The following is a 19806-nucleotide window of genomic DNA, read 5'->3' on the forward strand; positions in this document are numbered from 1 at the left end:
AATTTTATAGTGCTTTCTTCTATTTTTGAGACTTTTTGCCCAGCCTCTTTTTTGCTTTATTAACTTATTTTACTTCTACACGATCTAACCATGAAGTAGCTGTTTCATCTAAGACAACATTTAAGTCTTCAATATTTTGACGACCAGTTGAAGCTAACCATTCACGACCTTTGTTGTCACCTTCGTTAGCGTAAACTGCTACTGAATCTTTCCAAGTAGCACGTCCACATAATACTCCATTGAATTTAGAACCTGCTTCTTGAGCAAAGCGTAAAGTTTCTTGGAATAATGATGCAGATACACCAGCACTTAAGAAGATAAATGGTAAGTGAGTGATTTCTGATTGTTCTTTGAAGTATGTTAAAGCTTCTTGACGAGTATATACAGGTTCAACCCCTTCAGCTGTAAATCCTTCTACAAAGTTCATATTGACAGGAACTTCAACTTTTAAGACGTCTACTTGATAACGAGGGTCAGAGAATACTTTCATCGCATCATTTACTTTATGAGGTTTTAAGCTTGCATAATGAGCAGATTTTACATCTTCATTACTTGCATCATAAGAAACGATTTCTAAGAAGAAAGGAATATCTTCCGCAGTACATTCACTACCAACACGTTCTACCCATGCATGTTTAATATCGTTAATTGCTGGATCTTCATCAATATCATAGTATAGTAATACTTTTACAGCATCGGCTCCGATTTCTTTAATACGTTTTGCTGACCAGATTGGTAATAAGTCAGGTAAGCGTCCAACTTCTGTAGCGTCATATCCTGTTTTTTCATATGAAATTAATAATCCACAATCTGCATTTCTTTTTTCTGCAGCAGGTAATCCATATTCAGGGTCTAATAAAATTGAGCTAGAATATTTTGTTAATTCTTCAGAAATTAATTCTTTAAAATGAATAATTCCTTCATCACCTGTTTGGTCTGGATTTCCAGCGGCAATCATTTTTTTAAGAGAACCACGTTGATCGATCGCTAATGCACCGATGACATGATTTTCATTTGATAAACGACGTAAATGTTCGTATTTTCCTTTTGTAACTGTATGTTTTGACATATTTAACACTCCTAATCATTTTATTGCAAGGGTTTCTCACGCCTTATATTCTCTGTCTAACTTTTTTTATTTTTCAAAATAAGCTTTACCGTCTAAATAAGTGGCTTGTAATTGTAAGTCATCATCTAAAACGATAAAGTCAGCTGCATATCCTGGTTCTAGGTGTCCGCAAACATCATCAATTCCTACTGATTTTGCAGGGACTAAACTAGCCATTAATAGAGCTTCGTGAGGAGTTGCGATTCCCCATTTTACAACATTTTGAACACCTTGGATTAGTTCTAAAATACTACCAGCAAGGCTGCCATTATGTTTCAATCGAGCTGTGCCATCTTTTACAATAACGTCAAATTCTCCTAATGTAGATTCGCATTCGCCTAATCCACCAGCACGCATACAGTCTGTAATTAAAGCTGTACGGTGTCGGCCGCAACAATTCATGACAATATTCGCAGCAACTGGATGAACATGGTGACCATCACAAATTAATTCGTCAAACACATCAAATTCATTTGGAAGAGTTAAGGCTGCTCCAACTACACCTGGTTCACGGTGGTGAAGTCCACGCATACCGTTATAAGTATGAACGAAAATATTTGCACCTGCGTCAACTGCATTTTTACATTCTTCATATGTTGCATCTGTATGAGCTAAGGCAACGTAGATATCTTCTTTTACAGCATGTTTGATAAAGTCAACGGCTCCATCACGTTCAGGAGCAATCGCAATTTTCTTTACCCAACCATTTGCTTTTTGTTGCCATTCATCTAAAATTTCTGATTTTGGATCTCCCATATATTTAGGATTTTGAGCCCCTTTATGAATTTCACTAAAGAAAGGTCCTTCTAAGAAAATTCCTCTAATTTTCGCACCAGGAATAGATGCAGCATTATCCCCGATTGTTTGACAAACATCATTTAGTAACTCTCTAGAAGCTGTTAGAGTAGTTGGTAAGTAGGAAGTAACCCCACAACTAGGTAAACCAGCAGAAATGGTTTTTAAGCCTTCTACATCATTATCCATGACATCTGCGCCTTTGTATCCATGAATATGTGTATCCACAAGACCTGGGGCAATGCTATAGGTAGCATAGTCTATAATAGAACCATCTGTTGGTCTTTCTTCTTGAAATTCTCCAAACACCCCTGATTCTAAAATTGGTAAATATCCAGGGCCTTTGACAACATCTTCAAAATAAAATTGTTTTGCATAAATATAACTAGTCATAATATCCCTCCTTTTAATCTTTTTTTACGATATATTTATGAACGAATTAAACATTTAATGGGTGAATGGTTACCCCTTTTACAACACGGTTTACTGTTCCACTTGGAGAAGGTGTGTCAGGTTTATTTCCCACTTTAACAGAAGATAATAGTCCAATTGTTTGTCCGAAGATAGCATATGGTAGTGCTAAATAAGCATCTGGAACTGAAGAGAATTCTTCTGCAAAATTAAAGCTTGTTCCTTCATATTGACCTTCAACAGATACTCCTACTGCACAAACTAATGGAGCAATACTGTCCCCATTCATTTCTTCTAAAATATCTAAGTCATATTGACGTGTATAAGCATCATTTGAAACAAAGACAAATGCTAGAGAACGAGCATCTACGAATGATTTAGGACCGTGACGGAATCCCATAGAAGAATCATAGATTGTAGCAATTTTACCAGCTGTTAATTCTAGAATTTTTAATTGTACTTCACGTGCTAGACCCGCTAATGGACCAGATCCAAGATAAATGACACGATTATAGTCTAAGTCTACAAATTGTTGTAAGACATGTTCACGTTCTAACACACTTTCTCCCATTTGACGAATAGCTGTTATAAAAGCTGCTTTTTCTTCAAGTGAGTGTCCTTCATCGAAAATTAATAAAGCTGTTAATGTCATACAAGTAAAGCTACCAGTCATCGCAAAACCAGCATCATTTGAGCGGGCAGGCATCATTAATAATAAGTTATGGTCATCGCCAGGTGCTGCTAGAGCTAATTTTCCTTCTGGAGCACAAGTAATGGTAATTTGATAGAAGTCTTTCACAATTTGTTGTCCTAATTGAACGCTGGCTAAACTTTCTGGAGAATTTCCGCTACGTGCAAATGATACTAAAATAGTAGGGATTTCTGCTTTGAAATAATCTAGAGGATTACTTACTAAGTTAGTTGTTCCTACAGATTGGAATTCAAAACGATCCTCACGTCCATGACGTTTTAAATAAGGTAAAATTGTATCTCCTACATATTGAGATGTACCTGCACCGGTAAAAATAACACGATAGTGATCATGTGGTAATGACTTTAAGAATGCTTGAATACGGTTTAAGTTTTCTGAATAATAATCAAATGCTTCCTGCCATAATTCTGGTTGTTGGCGAATTTCACGAGTTGTGATTTCTGCTGTTAGTGCTTCTAGTTGTTCTTTTGAAAATTGAAACATTTCAAAACCTCCCATTTTTGATTTATTTATGTGAATTTCTATGGTAACGAACTTTATAGAAGAATTGGTCACTTCTTGCAACACTGATTGTAAATTCGATGACATGATTTTCGTTATTTACACTAATTCTTTTTAAGCGTAGACAAGCAGCATGCATCGGTGTTTCCAAGATAGGGGCCTCATCTTTTGTAAGAATACTCGCTGAAAATTCCTCATCTGCATAAATGATTTTTTGTTGAAAATCATCTGAGAAAACTTCATACAAGGAACGATTTTGTAATTGTTCTTGTGTGAGATTAGGGAATAGTCTAGCGGGTAAGAAGGTAGTTTCCTTCATCATTGGTACGCCATCTGCAAAACGAATTCGTTTGAGTCGATAAATATATTCACCAGTTTCAATTCCTAATTGCTGAGCAATATAGCTATCGGCTTTGTAGTAATGAAATGCAGTAATACTGGTTGAAGGAGTTCTGCCTAATTCTTTCATTTGTTCCGTAAAACTATAGCCTTCTAGTAAATTTTGACGTTCTTTCCATTGGCTAGAAATAAAAGTGCCTTTTCCATGGCGTTTGTAAATGTAGCCTAAGGATTCTAATTCTTTTAAGGCTGTGCGGACAGTCGTGCGACTTACACCATATTCTTTACAAATTTCTCGTTCGGACAACATTTTTTGGTGTACTTGTCCATGTGTTGTAATATATTCGATAAGATCTAAACTTAATTTAGAATAAAGTGGCACTTGTTCTGTTTCTACCATTGGATTTCCCTCCTTTCTAAAACATTAACGTCTACTGGTCATTACCAGTTATTGTTATTTTAAGTTTAAAAAACTCATAAGTCAAGAATTCTATCAAAAAAACTATTCTAAGCAAGAATTTTCCTTTCTTAGAAATAGTTTAAAAGAGAGTAGGCAATCTATAGCAAAAAGTGATGAGTGGTTTGTATTATTTTGAATAGGAGAAGATGATGCAAAACTTGACGAGCTTCTTAGAAAAAAAGTACAATAAAGGGTACAAAAGAGAGGGGTATCATTGTGGATAAAGTGTTCAATTATAAAAGTTGTTTCGATATTATCGGTCCTATTATGATTGGACCATCAAGTTCTCATACAGCAGGAGCGCTTGCGATTGGAAGATGCGCTAGACAATTGTTTGGTGGAACTCCCAAAAGTGTCCAATGTATTTATTATGAATCATTTGCTCAAACTCATAAAGGGCATGGCACAGATTTTGCCATTATTAGTGGAGTTCTGGGCTTTGAAACAGATGATGAACGTGTTCCACAAGCGGTGGAGATTGCTACGAAACAAGGCGTTTCCATTGAATTTATCGAAAGAGATGAACCAAGTCCAGTCGCTCATGCGAATACGGCGGATTTAACGTTGATGTCTGCAACAAGACGAGTCCGTTTAATCGGGACTTCTATTGGTGGAGGAACTGTGGAAATCAAATATGTGGAAGTAGATGGATTTATCTCCAATTTTTCAGGACCATTACCGATTATTTTAGAAATTCTTCCAATTGAAGAAAATTCAATAGTGAAACCTCTATTAGAAGAATTTGGTGTTTCGATTGGGAAACAAAAAGAATTAAAGGAAGGTTCATCGCGCTTTATTAGTTATGAATTGAATGGATTAATTTCTCCAACTCTTCAAGAAAAATTACAATTCATTCAACAAGAAAAAACAATCTATGTCTTTACATAAAATAAGAAAGGAATTTCGTGATGTTTGTTAGCATACAGGAATTAGTCGCATTAGCAACTAGCCAAAATAAATCTATTTCTGAAGTAATGATTGAACAAGAAATGGAAATGACCCAACAAAGTCGAGAATTTATTTGGGCGAAGATGGAAAAAAATCTTCAAACAATGAAAAATGCGGTAGAAAGAAGTGTACAGGGTCAAGGTGTATTCTCTCCAACAGGACTAACCGGTGGCGATGCTGTAAAAATGAAAAAATATCGCGAAAAGGGAAAAACTTTATCTGGAGATAATATTTTAGCAGGAGTGCAGTACGCTCTAGGAACAAATGAAGTGAATGCAGCAATGGGAATTGTGTGTGCGACACCAACTGCGGGAGCAAGTGGGACATTACCAGGCGTTATATTTTCCATTGCAGATAGCATGGACTTAACTCAAGAACAGCAAGTGAGATTCTTGTTCACTGCTTCAGCATTCGGAATGGTCGTTGCCAATAATGCGATGATTTCGGGCGCTATGGGTGGTTGCCAAGCAGAAGTGGGAAGTGCTAGTGCGATGTCTGCAGCAGCAGCTGTTGAAGCTGCTGGAGGGACGCCGCAACAATGTTCAGAAGCTTTTTCGATTGCATTAGGGAATTTGCTAGGATTAGTGTGTGACCCTGTTGCCGGATTAGTAGAAATCCCATGTGTGAAGAGAAATGCGATTGGAGCAGGAAATGCATTGATTGCGGCTGATATGGCGTTAGCAGGAATTACAAATGTCATTCCAGCAGATGAAACGATTGAAGCAATGCGTTCTATCGGTAGAAGAATGCCAAGTGAATTAAGAGAAACAGGATTAGGCGGAACCGCCGGTACTCGAACAGGACTAGCGATAAAAATGAAAATTTTCGGGCAAGATGTTTCGCTAGAAAAAGAGGAGGAATAATGATGGCAAAAGAAATCGCAACATTTGCAGGAGGCTGCTTCTGGTGTATGATTAAACCATTTGATACACAACCAGGAATTGAATCTGTCATTGCAGGTTATACAGGGGGACATAAGGAAAATCCTACTTATAAAGAAGTTTGTTCAGGAAAAACAGGACATACAGAAGCTGTACAAATTACCTTTGATCCAGAAATCTTCTCTTATGAACAATTAGTGGAAGTCTATTGGCAACAAACAGACCCAACAGATGCGATGGGACAATTTGTAGATAGAGGCGATTCTTATCGACCAGTGATTTTCTATCATTCTCCTGAACAAAAAGCGATCGCAGAAGCTTCGAAAAAAGCTTTACAAGAAAGTGGACGATTTAAAAAAGATATTGTAACAAAAATTGAACCAGCTAGTACATTTTATCCAGCTGAAGAATACCACCAAGATTTTTATAAGAAAAATCCAGATCATTACTACCGTTACCGTGGGATGTCTGGACGTGATACGTTTATTGAAGAAAGTTGGAAATAGGATTTCAGTTGAAGTTATTTAAAGAATTGAATCATAAGAAATGTGGACAACCCGTTTTACTTTTTAGGAAGTAAGCGGGTTGATTTTTTGTATTAGTATAGAAATAATCTTTATATATATTGAAAAAATACGAAATTTATAGGAATAAATGTTGTTGACAAATAGAGTTGAGGGGATAAAAATAGAAACACTTCCACATTAATATGGAAGTACATTGACTAAAAAATGGCAACTGCTTACTTTATACTAATAGTAAGTTAAACGGTACCATTAAATTCAATGAAACCTTGAGTTAGGGGTGAGGGGATGAATAAAAGGCAAGTATTATTATTAGAGTACCTAATGAAAAATATAGAGTATTTATCTGCTAATCAATTAGCTGATAGATATAAGGTTTCGACTAAAACTGTTTATCAAGATATTGATAAGATTAATGATTTTTTGAAGGGGAATTCAATAGAAACAGAAGTAATAAAAATTCCAAGAAAAGGAATTAAATTATTATCACAATTGGAAAATAAAAAGATTCACACGAAAATAATAAAACTGAATGGAGAAATGAAAGAATCATTTTCTCCTGAATATCGTGAAAAAGAGCTTATAAGGAAATTATTTATTACTCATGAAAAAGTAGACTTATATGAATTTTCAGAGGAAATGTTTGTTACTGACTCTACGATTCATAGACTGATTGATAAATTAAATAGTATATTTATTTCCTTTGACGTGAAGTTAAAAATAAAAAGGGATGAGATAATTCTAAAAGGAAATGAAAGAAATATACGTAAGGCTCTTGAAATATTTATTGTGAAATTTGTATCAAACGATAGAGATCGTTTTAAAAATTTGGAATTATTTTTTTCGAAAGAAGATATAAATAATTGTCAAAAATCTATTGTTAAACTATCAGAAAAGTATCAATTTCATTTTACAGATGAATACTTATATTCATTATTACTTGATTGTTTAATTTTTAAAAAACGAAACGAGGCTAATGAAATTTTAACTAATAGATTAAGTAACTTAGTTAATGATGTAAACCATTTAGAAGTATATTTCTTTGCTGGAGAATTATTAGAGACTATTCTAAATTTTACTCTTGAAAAAATTTCTCCTTATGAAATTGAAGCGATGGCATATAATTTATTAGCCTTTGGATTTAATATCCAGTCTGTTGAATATATGAAAAATGTTAACGAACAAGTAAAAACATTGATACAAAAGGTTTCTAATTTATTAAGTTTAAATCTTACAACAGACGAGCATTTACAGATGATGCTTAGTGCTCATATTTCAAAAATGATTATAAGATTACGAAATCAAAATTTTATTTCTAACCCTGCCTTGGAGGAAATAAAAAAACAATATTCTAGTTTATTTAATGTCATTTGGTTATCAATAAGAACTTTATCTCAATATTATGAATTAAGTATACCGAATGAAGAATTGGCTTTTATTGTTATACATTTTCAAGTAGCTATTGAAAAAATAATGAAACCTTTGAATATTGTCGTAATTTGCCAAAATGGAATTGCTACTTCTGAATTAATCATGAATAAGCTACGTAGAATCTTTTCTAGCAATGAGAAACTGACAACTATTAGTTTAAGAGAGCTAGATTTCTATGATTTAAGAAATATTGATTTAGTAATTTCTACTATTGGATTACCTGAACTAAATATACCTGTTATAGAAGTTAGTCCTATTATTACAAAAGAAGAGTTAAGAATGATTCAACAGTTTTATGCTGAACAAAGTACAGATAACTATCGAATGATGAAAACTTCTTTAAATGGAAGGGAATTTAATGTAGCATCTTTGAATACTCTATTAAAAGAACCAAAATTAATTAAGATAAATGTCAAAAATAAACAGGAATGTATTGAACGACTGATAATTGAATGTAGTATTGGAAATCAAACGGAAGAATTTAGAGATTCCATTAACCAAAGAGAGTTATTAGGAAGTACGAGTGTTTATACAGGTATAGCTTTACCACATTGTGATCCAAAAGTTGTTAAACAATCTGAACTAATTTTAATGAGTTTAGATAAACCTATTGAATGGGGAAAAAATCAAGTTAGTTTAGTATTACTAATAGCAATCGCTGAACAGGATATTCCAGTATTTAAAGACAGTCTAATAGCCTTATATTCCGTTATAGAAAATCAAAATTTGATGTCGGAATTAATGTTGATGTCAGATGGAAAGAAAATTAAGAATAAAATACTTGAGGAGGTGAGTCAAAATGCTAGATAAAGAAATTTTTGAAATTAATATAAAAAATATTAGTTCTAAAGAAGAAGCGTTGACTTATTTGTCAGATAAACTGATTGAAAAAGGAATTGTGAAAGAATCGTATAAGGAAGCTATTTTAAATAGAGAAAAAGTATTTCCAACAGGATTACAGTTTGAAAAATATGGAATCGCTATTCCTCATACAGATGTAGAACATGTTAATAAGGAACAAATAGCAGTAATGACGTTAGAAAATCCAGTTTCATTTTATCAAATGGGGACAAATGATGTGGAAGTTTCTGTAAAAGTAATTTTTATGCTTGCTTTGAAAGAGGCTCATAGTCAATTAACGATTTTACAACAATTAATAGAAATTCTTCAGGATAAAGAAATCATGGAGAAATTAATGAATATGGATGAATATACAACATCCAAAGAAGTAAAAGAATTGCTAGCAATTAAAAATATAAAATAATAAAGGAATAAGTTTAGTAAAAAAGAAAGGAGGAAAATTTACTAAACAACCAGAATCAGACTGTTTAAACTGAGTATTTTAATTATTAGGAGGAAAAGATTATGTTGGCATTATTTCAAAAATTTATCGATTTAGGCGCAATTGTAGTATTACCAATTTTAATTTTTATTTTTGGTATGATTTTAGGAACTAAACCTAAAAAAGCATTTGTATCGGGTGTAATTGTCGGGGTTGGTTTTGTTGGATTGAATATGGTAGTTGATTTATTAGGAGGTAGCTTAGGACCTGCAGCTCAAGCAATGGTTGAAAGATTTGGATTACATTTAACAACAATTGACGTTGGTTGGCCTGCAGCAGCAGCAATTTCTTATGGAACATTATTAGGAAGTTTAGCTATTCCAATTGGTATCGGAATTAATGTTTTATTACTATTCTTAGGATTAACAAAAACATTAATGGTAGATATGTGGAATTTCTGGCATGCAGCTTTTGTAGCATCTTTAGTATATGCACTTACTCAAGATTTTACATTAGGATTATATGCAACAATTGTATATTTAGTAATGATTTATTTATTAGCAGATATTATTGCTCCAGCTATTAAAAAATTCTATGGATTCCCTAACATTACATTCCCACATGGAACATCAGCACCTGGATTTTTAGTAGCTATTCCATTAAATTGGGTGTTTGATAGAATTCCTGGATTTAATAAAATTGAAGCAAATCCAGAAAGTATTCAAAAGAAATTTGGTATTTTTGGTGAAAGTACAGTATTAGGTCTTGTAATTGGTATTGTTATGGGATTATTAGCAGGTTACGATCCAAAAGGTGTTTTACAATTAGGTGTTAAGATGTCAGCTGTTATGGTCATTATGCCTCGTATGGTATCACTTTTAATGGAAGGTCTTACTCCAATTTCTGAGGCTGCAAATGAATTTGTTCAAAAACGATTCCCTGGTCGTGAAGTAAATATTGGTATGGACTCTGCTTTATCAGTTGGACATCCAGCAGTATTATCAAGTTCATTAATTTTAGTTCCAATTACAATTTTATTAGCAGTAATTTTACCAGGAAACCAAACATTACCATTTGGTGATTTAGCTACAATTCCATTTGTAGTATGTTTAATGGCAGCTGTATTTAGAGGAAATATTGTTCGTACAGTTGTTGGGGGAACAATTTATATTGCAAGTATTTTCTACATTACTTCATGGGTAGCTCCTTTAGTAACAAAAGCAGCTCAAGCAGCAAACTTTGATTTAGGTGGAAATACAAGTATTACTGCTTTAGCAGAAGGTGGATTATGGCCAACATGGTTGTTTGTGTTTGCAGGAAAAACTGCACCTTGGGTAATTCTGTCAGTAGTTCTAGTAGCTTCATTAGCAGGATTATATTATGTAAATAAAGTTCGTGCAGAGAAATAGGAGAATAAGATTATGAAAAAATTATTAATTATGTGTGGTTCTGGAATTGCAACATCAACAGTTGTTGCTGGGAAAGTAAAACAATGGTTATCTGATAATAATTATTCAGATAAAGTTCAAGTTTTTCAATCCAAAGTTTCAGAAGAAGTTAATCGTATTGATGAATATGATATTGTAATTTCTACAACAGTTGTACCTGATTCAATTAAAGATAAAGTGATTATGGGATTACCTTTATTGACAGGTATGGGAATTGACGCTTTATGGAGTGAATTGAAAGCAGCGTTGGAGGCTTAGTCAATGAAAGCATATATGAGAGATGTATTAGGAAAAGCAAAACAAGGTAATTTTGCAATTCCAGCAACAAACTTTATTGATTGGAATTCTGCCAAAGCGTATGTAGAAATGAGTGAAGAATTGAATCTTCCACTAATTTTAGCTTTTGCACAAGTACATTCTCCTTATTTAAGTTTAGAAGAGGCTGCTAGTATTGGAAAATATTTTCAGAAAAAAGCAAAAACTCCAGTTGTGTTACATCTAGATCATGGACAAGATTTAGCATTTATAAAAAGAGCAATTCAATTAGGATTTAATTCCGTAATGATTGATGCATCTTTAGATTCTTTTGAAGAAAATGTTAGAAAAACAAAAGAGGTTGTTGAAATTGCCCATGAATTTGGAGTTGATGTTGAAGCAGAAATTGGTTTTGTTGGAGCAAATGGAGATGTATCGAAAGACGAAATAAAGTCTATTTATACAAATGTTGAAGATGCTGAAAAATTTGTTCAAGAAACTAATGTTGATTCTTTAGCAGTTTCAATAGGGACTTCTCATGGCTTGTATAAAGGTATTCCAAAAATTAATTTCCAACGATTATCTGAGTTACGGAATGTATTAAATATTCCATTAGTTTTACATGGTGGATCAGGTTCAGGAGATGATAATTTGAACCGTTGTGCACGAGAAGGAATTTCAAAAATTAATATTTATAGTGATTTTATGGACTCTGGTGCAAAATCAGTTTCTGAAAAATCATTTACAAACTATATTGATGTATTAAAAGCTTCAAGAGAAGGTATGAAAACTACTTTAAAACATTATTATCGTGTGTTTGAGACTAAATAAAAGGAGAAAACAAATGGAAACTATTAAAGATAAATTTTTCATTTTTAATCCGAAGTCATATTTATTTGGAAATGAATTATTAGAATTAGCAAAAGAAGCTGATCGATTAGCTGAACAGTATCCAGAAATTAGTATTTTTGTGACGTGTCCATATGCAGATATTCATAAAGTATCCAGCGAAACGAAACATATTATTGTGACAGCTCAACACTTAGATGGAATTGATTGTGGTAGAGGAATGGGAGCAGTTTTGCCAGCTTCATTATATAACGCTGGAGCAAGAGCTACTTTTTTAAATCATGCTGAACATCCATTAACAACATCTCAAGTAGTCGCTTCAATCAATCAAGCTGAAAAATTGGGACTTATAACGATTTTGTGTGCAGATTCTATTAAAGAAGCACGAATGTTGGCAATGTTAAATCCAACAATCATGTTATGTGAACCTACAGAGTTGATTGGGACAGGACAAACAAGTGACGATTCATATATTTTAGAAACTAATCATCAAGTGAAATCTGTTAATTCAGATATTTTAATGATGCAAGGTGCTGGAATTATGAATGAGAATGATGTCTATCGTACAATTAAGCTTGGTGCAGATGGTACAGGCTGCACAAGTGGAATTGTTAAAGCAAAAGATCCGAAACTAATGTTAAAATTAATGATTGAAGCTATTGACAAAGCAATGAATGAGGAGAAAAAATGACGGTATTTCAAAAAGAATTTAAAGTAGATGCAAAAGAAGGTCAAGTATCATATATTGATATTACAAATTCTATACATCAAACTATTACTGAAAGTGGTATTCAATCAGGAATATGTACAGTTATCACAGCACATACAACATGTTCTGTTTTCTTTGAAGAGGATACACATGATAAAGATGAAAATGGTGTAGATTATTTACAATTAGATTTAAATACTATTTTAGACAAGATTATTCCACCCCATTTAAGTGCGGATAGTTATCATTATCCTGGTGAAAAACATTATCAAGAAGTTGAATCTTGGCCTAACCCTGAAGAATGGTTACCAAATGGAGATAGAAGTGCATTATGGAATGGAGATGCTCATCTAAAAGCCACAATCTTGGGTTCTAGTGAAACCTTAGCTGTTGTAGATGGTAAACTGGCAATAGGAAAAACAGGTTATGTTTATTTTGCAGACTTTGATAAAACTCGAGAAAGAACAAGAAAGTATCGAGTTGTGATTATTGGAGAATAATTAATAGATATACAACAAACCCCGAGGAAATTCGAAAAATGAAATTCCTCGGGGTTTCTACTTAATGTATTTAAAATCTCTTACTCCCCAACCCAGTGAATTTACTAATAACCGTAAAGACTACTGAACCGATAATAGCAGGTACTAACCATTCAAATCCAAATTGATGTAATGGTAAGGTGTTTGTCCAATCGGCTAATCCAGAGAGGAAGTTGCCACCTTGCATTTGAGAGAATAGATGAATAGCTTGAATTCCTCCAATGAAGAATGCTCCAACAACTGCACCGGTATAAGTCCAGTTATAAACAATATAGCGGTCAAAAATTGATAAAAAGATTAAGGCGATGACCATTGGGTAAATAGCGCTTAGTACTGGAACTGCTAATTGTAATAAGGCATCCACTCCTAAAAGTGATAGAAGGAAGGAAAGAACGACTGATACTACAACAATTTTTTTGTATTCTAATTTTCCATTTGTTAAGGTTGAAAAATAATGACCACAAGTTGTAATTAATCCAACAGATGTTGTTAAGCAAGCAAAGGATACAGCAATTCCCATAGCGACTTTACCAAATGAACCTAATAATTGTTCAATTAATCCGATTAGTAATGCAGGACGTTGAACTGTTGAGTCATAAACCGTACTTACAGTAGCTCCAGCATACGTTAAGCTGCTGTACACTAATGCTAGTAAAATGAAAGATACAATGCCGACTCCAAACATCATTTGATGTTGTTCTTTTTTCTCTGTATAACCTCGTCTAGTTAAGTCAGAAATCACAACTCCTGCCATTAAAGCTGCGCCAAGTGCGTCCATTGTTTGGTAGCCTTCTTTAAAACTTTGAGAAAATAATCCTGCAGAAGTTGTTGTTTGGAAGCTTGCATTTGGCTGAACTACAGCTGCAATAAATACTAGTAATAGAATGATTAATAAAATTGGAGTTAAATATTTTCCAATCGCATCAATAACGGTGTGCGAATGAATCGCAATATATAAGGTTAATCCAAAAAAGATAAGAGAGGTAATCCATTGTGGAGCAGTTGGTACAAATGATTGTACAAAAATCTCATGAGTAGTAGCTCCGGTTCTTGGAACGGCAAATAATGGTCCAATTAAGATAATGGAAATCGCTCCAATAATGATAGAAAAATGTTTACTAACTCTTTTTCCTAAATCGGTTGCTTGTCCTCCTAATAGAGCTGTTACAATTACCCCAAGAATTGGTAAAAGTGGATCTGATAGTAAGAATGCAATATTTGCAATTCCCCAGTTATTTCCAGAAATAACTCCTAAATAAGGGGGGAAGATTAAATTCCCAGCACCAAAGAAGATGGCAAATAATGCAAATCCACAAATAATAATATCAGTGATTTTCTTTCGAGACATAAATTTCCTCCTAGGCATATTCTTAAAAAATGATTAAAAAATAATTATAAATAGTGTACCATTTCTTTTTTAGGATTGCTAGTTTTATGTATAAATTTTCACGAGTAGATTTTATAAGAGTAATTGATTACAATATTAGTAGGAAAACAATTTGTTAGGAGGTTGCCCTTTTGCGTAAAGTATATTTAAACCATGATGGTGGAGTAGATGATTTAGTCTCATTATATTTATTATTAAAAATGGAAGATGTTGAACTAGTTGGTGTAGGTGTTATTGAAGCCGATTGTTACTTAGAACCTGCGGTTGAAGCAAGTAAGAAAATTATTCAAAAATTTGGTTCTACAAAAGATCAAAGAATCCGTGTTGCTTCTTCAAATTCACGACCGGTTCATCCATTTCCAAAAGAGTGGAGAATGCATGCATTTACAGTAGACGCTTTGCCAATCTTAAATGAACATAAACCGATTTTAGTACAAGATTCCCCTTATAAAGCACATGAGGATTTAGTGCATGTTTTAAAGGAATCAACGGATAAAGTGGATTTATTATTTGTAGGGCCATTAACGGATTTAGCTCGAGCATTAGATTTGGATGCAAGTATTGAAGAAAAAATTGGAAAATTATACTGGATGGGCGGTACATTTTTAGACCAAGGAAATATTGAAGAACCGGAACATGATGGAACAGCTGAATGGAACGTTTATTGGGATCCATTTGCTGCAAAACGTGTTTGGGAATCATCAATTCCAATTGAATTAGTCGCTTTAGAAAGTACTCGTATGGTTCCATTAACGTTGGATGTACGTGACCGTTGGGCGAGGGAACGTAAAGTAGAAGGTATTGATTTCTTAGGACAATGTTATGCCATTGTTCCTCCATTGACGCACTATGTTACGAATTCAACCTATTTCCTATGGGATGTATTAACAACAGCTTCTTTTGGAAAAGAAGATTTAGTGAAACGAGAAGTTGTTCCTTCAGATGTGATTACAATAGGTGCAAGTTCTGGTAGAACGATTCGTGTAGAAGACGGTCGTCCAGTTGACCTTGTTTATCATGTAGACCGTGATGCATTTTTTGATTATATTACAGGCTTAGCAAGAAAAGATTAAAAAGTTAGATTGACTACAAAAGGGAGAGATTCTTTTTGTAGTTTTTCTTTTTTATTATTGAAATAAACCATGATAATACACGAATGACAGCTATCTATGGTACAATAGCTAAGCAGAATGATTGAAAGTGAGGAAATGAAATGAGTTTTAAGATTGGCAATATTCAAATTGACAATCCAGTAGTCGTTGCACCGATGGCTGGAATTAGTAATTCAGCTTTTCGTGTAACGGTCAAAGAATTTGGAGCAGGCTTAGTTGTTTGCGAAATGATTAGTGATAAAGGGATTCAATTTAGAAATGAAAAAACATTAAGTATGTTGCATATTGAACCAAATGAATATCCATTAAGCGTCCAAATTATGGGTGGGAATAAAGATACATTAGTAGAAGCTGCAAAATATGTTGCAGAAAATACAGAGGCTGCAATTATTGATATTAATATGGGATGTCCTGTTAATAAGGTGATTAAAGCTGAAGCTGGTGCAAAATGGTTATTAGATCCAAATAAAGTTTATGAAATGGTTGCTGCAGTAGTGGATGCAGTCGATAAACCTGTAACAGTGAAAATGCGTACTGGTTGGGATGATGAACATTTATATGCCGTTGAAAATGCCCTTGCAGCAGAACGAGCAGGTGCAAGTGCTGTTGCGATGCATGGTAGAACTCGTGTACAAATGTATGATGGAAAAGCAAACTGGGAAATCCTTGGGGAAGTGAAGAAAAACTTAACACGCATTCCATTAATTGGAAATGGAGATGTGCGTTCTCCTCAAGATGCTAAGAAAATGATTGAAATAGCGGGTGTTGATGGAGTCATGATTGGTCGAGCTGCTCTAGCAAATCCATGGATGATTAAACAAACCGTTCATTATTTAGAAACGGGAGAATTATTACCGGAAAATACAGTTCCTGAAAAAATTGAAATTGCTAAAACTCATTTAGATCGTTTAGCTAACTTAAAAGGTGAGTCAGTAGCGACAAAAGAATTCCGTAAATTAGCTGCTTATTACTTAAAAGGAATTCCTCGTGCAACAAAAACAAAAGTTGCGATTAATGAATCTACAACGGTATCTCAAGTGAAACAAATTTTAGACCAATTTGTTCAAGAACATTTAGAACGTGTTGAAAGACAGTTAGAACGAGGAAAAGAAGTAGAGTAAAAAATTATCGAATTTACTATTATCACTAAAAATAGAGGCTGTTCTGATTAAGAATAGCTTCTTATATTTTTCTAGTATTGGGGATGAGATATTTTGAAGGGGAAAACAAAGACAAGTGCGATTATATTAGCGTTGTTAGCAGCTGTATTTTATGCCATTAATACACCGTTTTCAAAAATTCTATTGGAAAATGTTCAACCAACTTTTTAGCAGCTTTTCTGTATCTTGGAGCGGGTGTTGGGGTTGGAATGATGTATTTATTTCACATCAAAAAAGAAGATAAATCAGAGAGACTTACAAAACAGGATTTACCTTATACGGTTGGAATGATTCTATTAGATATAGTTGCACCTATATTTTTAATGATAGGAATAAAAATGGGGACAGCATCTAATGCCTCACTCCTCGGTAATTTTGAAATTGTAGTGACTACATTAATAGCGTTACTTATTTTTAAGGAAAAAGTATCAGGAAAACTGTGGATTGCAATAGGGTTTATTACATTATCAAGTATTGTTTTGTCATTTGAGGGAATCGGTAGTTTTCAGTTTTCTATAGGCTCTCTTTTCGTTATCTTAGCAACTTGTTGCTGGGGGCTTGAAAATAACTGTACAAGAAAGATATCAGAGAAAAGTACATATCAGATTGTTTTGTTAAAAGGAATTTTTTCCGGGGGAGGCGCATTTGTTATTGCTGTCTTACTTGGTGAAAAGATTCCAGAAATGAAATATATTGTCATGATTATGTTGCTTGGTTATGTTTCATATGGATTAAGTATTTTTCTTTATATACGAGCACAAAGAAATTTAGGTGCAGCTAAGACGAGTGCCTATTATGCAGTAGCACCTTTTGTAGGATCGTTTTTAGCGTTTGCAGTAAATGGAGAAAAACTAGCTGTAGAATATTTTGTGGGATTAGCTTTGATGTTCATTGGAACGGTGTTTGTCGTGTATGATACTATGATAAAAAATCATCTTCATGGGCATATGCATACGATTGTTCATACACATAATGGAGTCACACATACTCATTTGATTACTCATACTCATGAGCATTATCATTTTGGAAATGAAGAGTTTCATCATCATGAACATGAAGATTTTATCAATAGTCATGAACATAAATTGGCTCATGAGAATGGAGTATAAAATTCAGTTTATCACGTGAAATAGAGACGCAATAGGCGATAGAAAGGAAAATCTATCGTCTTTTTTATATGTATGTTTAAAAAATATTGACGATGATAAAAGAAAAAGACCAGAATGTCAGGAAGGCTTAATAAAGAGAAATAAACATAATCATAAACGCTTTATTTATCAGTCAATAATTGGTACAATAGACTAGAAATACAGTGGCTCATGTCACAAAAAAGGAGGAAATACAGTGTCTAACGAAGTAGAAGTACAAGAAACACTGAATGATCAATTACAAGTTCGCCGTGAAAAAATGCATCAATTACGTGAAAAAGGAGTAGAGCCTTTTTCAACAGGATTTAAACAAAAACAATCCACTGAAGAAATTCATCAACAATTTGAAGGTGCGACAAAAGAAAGCTTAGCTGAACAAGAAGAAGTGACTGTTCAAATCGCAGGTCGTATTATGACAAAACGTGGAAAAGGAAAAGCAGGTTTTGCTCATATTCAAGATGGTAAAGGTCAAATTCAAATTTATGTTCGTAAAGATGTTGTCGGAGACGAAGCTTATGAATTATTTGATAAAGCTGACTTAGGAGATATCGTTGGTGTTGTAGGGACAGTTATGGTGACAAACACTGGTGAATTATCTGTTAAAGCTACTCAATTTGTTCATTTAACAAAAGCTTTACGTCCATTACCGGATAAATATCATGGATTAACAAATGTAGAACAACAATATCGTCAACGTTACTTAGATTTAATTAGTAATCGTGACAGTATGGATCGTTTCGTAACACGTAGTAAAATTATCCGTGAAATTCGTCATTACTTAGATTCTCGTGATTATTTAGAAGTGGAAACACCAGTATTACACACATTAGCTGGGGGTGCGAATGCTCGTCCATTTATTACTCACCACAATGCTTTAGATATGGAATTATACATGCGTATCGCTCCAGAATTACACTTAAAACGTTTAGTAGTAGGTGGGATGGAACGTGTTTATGAAATTGGTCGTGTATTCCGTAATGAAGGAATTGATACAACTCACAACCCTGAGTTTACATCTATCGAAATCTATACTGCTTACACTGACTATCAAGATGTTATGGACTTAACAGAAGGAATCGTATCGAGTGTTGCGCAAGAAGTTTTAGGTAAAACAAAAGTTCCTTATGGAGAATATGAAGTTGAATTAAAAGCTCCTTGGAAGAGAGTTCATATGGTAGATGCCATTAAAGAAGTAACAGGAGTAGACTTCTGGGTAGAAATGACAGATGAAGAAGCTCGTGCGATTGCTAAAGAAAAAGGTGTGAAAGTTGAAGACTCAATGACTTATGGTCACGTCGTAAATGAATTCTTCGAAACTTTTGTAGAAGAAACATTAATTCAACCAACATTCATTTATGGACATCCAGTAGCAGTGTCTCCACTTGCTCGTAAAAATGATGAAGATCCACGATTCACAGATCGTTTCGAATGCTTCATTTGTACAAAAGAATATGCAAATGGATTTACAGAGTTAACTGATCCAATTGATCAACGTGAACGTTTCATGAAACAAGTAGAAGAAAAAGAAACAGGTAACGATGAAGCTCATCCATTAGATGAAGATTTCGTACAAGCATTAGAATATGGATTATCTCCAACTGGTGGGGTAGGTATCGGTATTGACCGTTTAGTAATGTTACTAACAAATAGCCAATCAATCCGTAACGTATTACTATTCCCAACAATGAAACATCAAGATTAATTATTAGAAAAAGGCACTTCTTAGAAAATCCAAGACGGAGAAATCGTCTTGGATTTTTTCTGTTCTACGAAAGGTTCTGTCTGTTTCTTTTGTAGAATTTATGGT

18 protein-coding genes and 1 pseudogene are annotated in these 19806 nt (G+C 33.8%); 14 read left to right on the forward strand and 5 right to left on the reverse strand.

Annotation, left to right across the window (positions count from 1 at the left end):
• Nucleotides 1-64: 64 nt before the first annotated feature.
• From lacD to RYK07_RS01730, 4 genes are all read right to left on the reverse strand, one after another.
• Nucleotides 65-1069, reverse strand: coding sequence for a tagatose-bisphosphate aldolase (gene lacD, locus RYK07_RS01715; protein ID WP_314852098.1), 1005 nt, complete (start codon nt 1067-1069; stop codon nt 65-67).
• A gap of 66 nt (nt 1070-1135) precedes the next feature.
• A complete protein-coding gene (gene nagA, locus RYK07_RS01720; RefSeq protein ID WP_314852099.1) occupies nt 1136-2296 on the reverse strand; it encodes an N-acetylglucosamine-6-phosphate deacetylase in 1161 nt (386 codons plus the stop codon).
• 46 nt (nt 2297-2342) lie between these two features.
• Nucleotides 2343-3509, reverse strand: coding sequence for an SIS domain-containing protein (locus RYK07_RS01725; RefSeq protein WP_006703138.1), 1167 nt, complete (start codon nt 3507-3509; stop codon nt 2343-2345).
• A gap of 22 nt (nt 3510-3531) precedes the next feature.
• Nucleotides 3532-4266 carry a GntR family transcriptional regulator gene (locus RYK07_RS01730; RefSeq protein ID WP_006703139.1) on the reverse strand — a complete coding sequence of 245 codons (735 nt, stop codon included), beginning with the start codon at nt 4264-4266 and terminating at the stop codon, nt 3532-3534.
• 276 nt (nt 4267-4542) lie between these two features.
• Here RYK07_RS01730 and sdaAB point away from each other — a divergent pair, with 276 nt between their 5' ends.
• The 10 genes from sdaAB to RYK07_RS01780 all read left to right on the forward strand — a co-directional run bounded on the left by sdaAB (nt 4543) and on the right by RYK07_RS01780 (nt 13153).
• Nucleotides 4543-5214, forward strand: a complete 672-nt coding sequence (sdaAB, locus tag RYK07_RS01735; RefSeq protein ID WP_006703140.1) for an L-serine ammonia-lyase, iron-sulfur-dependent subunit beta — start codon at nt 4543-4545, stop codon at nt 5212-5214.
• Nucleotides 5215-5234: 20 nt separating this feature from the next.
• Nucleotides 5235-6137: an L-serine ammonia-lyase, iron-sulfur-dependent, subunit alpha gene (gene sdaAA / locus RYK07_RS01740; RefSeq protein WP_006703141.1), complete on the forward strand. Its 903-nt coding sequence runs from the start codon at nt 5235-5237 to the stop codon at nt 6135-6137.
• A gap of 2 nt (nt 6138-6139) precedes the next feature.
• On the forward strand, nt 6140-6661 hold the full coding sequence (gene msrA, locus RYK07_RS01745) for a peptide-methionine (S)-S-oxide reductase MsrA (protein WP_084443534.1): 522 nt from the start codon (nt 6140-6142) through the stop codon (nt 6659-6661).
• Nucleotides 6662-6967: 306 nt separating this feature from the next.
• Complete coding sequence (locus RYK07_RS01750; protein ID WP_006703143.1) at nt 6968-8920, forward strand: BglG family transcription antiterminator; 1953 nt, start codon at nt 6968-6970, stop codon at nt 8918-8920.
• Entirely contained in the window at nt 8910-9374 is a 465-nt protein-coding gene (locus tag RYK07_RS01755; RefSeq protein WP_006703144.1) for a PTS sugar transporter subunit IIA, read from the forward strand. The genes RYK07_RS01750 and RYK07_RS01755 overlap by 11 nt, the downstream gene beginning before the upstream one ends.
• A gap of 101 nt (nt 9375-9475) precedes the next feature.
• Entirely contained in the window at nt 9476-10801 is a 1326-nt protein-coding gene (locus tag RYK07_RS01760; RefSeq protein WP_006703145.1) for a PTS galactitol transporter subunit IIC, read from the forward strand.
• Nucleotides 10802-10813: 12 nt separating this feature from the next.
• Entirely contained in the window at nt 10814-11098 is a 285-nt protein-coding gene (locus RYK07_RS01765) for a PTS sugar transporter subunit IIB (protein WP_314852101.1), read from the forward strand.
• Between the two features lie 3 nt (nt 11099-11101).
• On the forward strand, nt 11102-11926 hold the full coding sequence (locus RYK07_RS01770; RefSeq protein WP_314852102.1) for a class II fructose-bisphosphate aldolase: 825 nt from the start codon (nt 11102-11104) through the stop codon (nt 11924-11926).
• A 13-nt stretch (nt 11927-11939) separates the two neighbouring features.
• Entirely contained in the window at nt 11940-12635 is a 696-nt protein-coding gene (locus RYK07_RS01775; protein WP_006703148.1) for a triose-phosphate isomerase, read from the forward strand.
• A complete protein-coding gene (locus RYK07_RS01780) occupies nt 12632-13153 on the forward strand; it encodes a YjbQ family protein (protein WP_006703149.1) in 522 nt (173 codons plus the stop codon). Before RYK07_RS01775 ends, RYK07_RS01780 begins: the two co-directional genes overlap by 4 nt.
• Nucleotides 13154-13223: 70 nt before the next feature.
• On the opposite strand, the gene brnQ is transcribed toward RYK07_RS01780, so the two are convergent.
• Nucleotides 13224-14540 (reverse strand): branched-chain amino acid transport system II carrier protein, encoded by a 1317-nt coding sequence (gene brnQ, locus RYK07_RS01785; protein WP_314852103.1) that lies wholly within the window; start codon nt 14538-14540, stop codon nt 13224-13226.
• 170 nt (nt 14541-14710) lie between these two features.
• On the opposite strand from brnQ, the gene RYK07_RS01790 reads away from it, so the two are divergent.
• The 4 genes and pseudogenes from RYK07_RS01790 to lysS all read left to right on the forward strand — a co-directional run bounded on the left by RYK07_RS01790 (nt 14711) and on the right by lysS (nt 19701).
• Nucleotides 14711-15652 carry a nucleoside hydrolase gene (locus RYK07_RS01790; protein WP_314852104.1) on the forward strand — a complete coding sequence of 314 codons (942 nt, stop codon included), beginning with the start codon at nt 14711-14713 and terminating at the stop codon, nt 15650-15652.
• A gap of 140 nt (nt 15653-15792) precedes the next feature.
• A complete protein-coding gene (gene dusB, locus RYK07_RS01795) occupies nt 15793-16812 on the forward strand; it encodes a tRNA dihydrouridine synthase DusB (RefSeq protein ID WP_006703153.1) in 1020 nt (339 codons plus the stop codon).
• A 90-nt stretch (nt 16813-16902) separates the two neighbouring features.
• Nucleotides 16903-17960 (forward strand): annotated as a pseudogene (locus tag RYK07_RS01800) (DMT family transporter).
• A 235-nt stretch (nt 17961-18195) separates the two neighbouring features.
• Nucleotides 18196-19701 (forward strand): lysine--tRNA ligase, encoded by a 1506-nt coding sequence (lysS, locus tag RYK07_RS01805; protein WP_006703155.1) that lies wholly within the window; start codon nt 18196-18198, stop codon nt 19699-19701.
• Nucleotides 19702-19806: the final 105 nt, after the last annotated feature.

Source organism: uncultured Granulicatella sp., from assembly GCF_963528315.1.
In the GTDB taxonomy this organism is placed as follows: domain Bacteria; phylum Bacillota; class Bacilli; order Lactobacillales; family Aerococcaceae; genus Granulicatella.

Coding starts and splice junctions, on each gene's coding strand:
- lacD (WP_314852098.1), bottom strand. CDS start 1,069: ATGTCAAAACATACAGTTACAAAAGGAAAATACGAACATTTACGTCGT.
- nagA (WP_314852099.1), bottom strand. CDS start 2,296: ATGACTAGTTATATTTATGCAAAACAATTTTATTTTGAAGATGTTGTC.
- RYK07_RS01725 (WP_006703138.1), bottom strand. CDS start 3,509: ATGTTTCAATTTTCAAAAGAACAACTAGAAGCACTAACAGCAGAAATC.
- RYK07_RS01730 (WP_006703139.1), bottom strand. CDS start 4,266: ATGGTAGAAACAGAACAAGTGCCACTTTATTCTAAATTAAGTTTAGAT.
- sdaAA (WP_006703141.1), top strand. CDS start 5,235: ATGTTTGTTAGCATACAGGAATTAGTCGCATTAGCAACTAGCCAAAAT.
- msrA (WP_084443534.1), top strand. CDS start 6,140: ATGGCAAAAGAAATCGCAACATTTGCAGGAGGCTGCTTCTGGTGTATG.
- RYK07_RS01750 (WP_006703143.1), top strand. CDS start 6,968: ATGAATAAAAGGCAAGTATTATTATTAGAGTACCTAATGAAAAATATA.
- RYK07_RS01755 (WP_006703144.1), top strand. CDS start 8,910: ATGCTAGATAAAGAAATTTTTGAAATTAATATAAAAAATATTAGTTCT.
- RYK07_RS01760 (WP_006703145.1), top strand. CDS start 9,476: ATGTTGGCATTATTTCAAAAATTTATCGATTTAGGCGCAATTGTAGTA.
- RYK07_RS01765 (WP_314852101.1), top strand. CDS start 10,814: ATGAAAAAATTATTAATTATGTGTGGTTCTGGAATTGCAACATCAACA.
- RYK07_RS01770 (WP_314852102.1), top strand. CDS start 11,102: ATGAAAGCATATATGAGAGATGTATTAGGAAAAGCAAAACAAGGTAAT.
- RYK07_RS01775 (WP_006703148.1), top strand. CDS start 11,940: ATGGAAACTATTAAAGATAAATTTTTCATTTTTAATCCGAAGTCATAT.
- RYK07_RS01780 (WP_006703149.1), top strand. CDS start 12,632: ATGACGGTATTTCAAAAAGAATTTAAAGTAGATGCAAAAGAAGGTCAA.
- brnQ (WP_314852103.1), bottom strand. CDS start 14,540: ATGTCTCGAAAGAAAATCACTGATATTATTATTTGTGGATTTGCATTA.
- dusB (WP_006703153.1), top strand. CDS start 15,793: ATGAGTTTTAAGATTGGCAATATTCAAATTGACAATCCAGTAGTCGTT.